The sequence below is a fragment of the Verminephrobacter aporrectodeae subsp. tuberculatae At4 genome, from assembly GCF_000193225.1.
Taxonomy (GTDB): domain Bacteria; phylum Pseudomonadota; class Gammaproteobacteria; order Burkholderiales; family Burkholderiaceae_C; genus Acidovorax; species Acidovorax aporrectodeae.
In genome coordinates this window covers 1-393 of record NZ_AFAL01000796.1, presented here as the reverse complement: position 1 = coordinate 393, position 393 = coordinate 1, and the positions used below count along the sequence as shown (strand labels likewise).

1 pseudogene is annotated in these 393 nt (G+C 76.3%); it reads left to right on the top strand.

From position 1 onward, the window contains the following. Positions 1-393 (top strand): annotated as a pseudogene (locus tag VTU_RS0121605) (hydroxymethylbilane synthase); the annotation flags it as partial.

Sequence of the window (393 nt, the reverse complement as noted above, 5' to 3'; positions counted from 1 at the left end):
CGAGGTGCTGCGCGGCAACCTCGATACGCGCCTGCGCAAGCTCGACGAAGGCCGCTACGACGCCATCGTGCTCGCGGCCGCGGGCTTGAAGCGCCTGGGCCTGGAAGCGCGCATCCGCGCCCTGTTCGAGCCCGCGGCCATGCTGCCCGCAGCCGGCCAGGGCGCCCTGGGAATCGAGGTGCGCAGCGATCGCGCGGACCTGATCGCCGCGCTGGCCCCGCTGGCGCACCAGCCCACTTGGCTCACGGTCGCCGCCGAGCGCGCCGTGAGCCGGGCCATGGGCGGCAGTTGCTCGACGCCGCTGGCCGCCCACGGCGTGCTGACCGGCGCCGTGCTGCGGCTGGACGCCGTGTGGGGCGAGCCGGAAGGACGCGCGCCCCTGGTGCGCGCGCA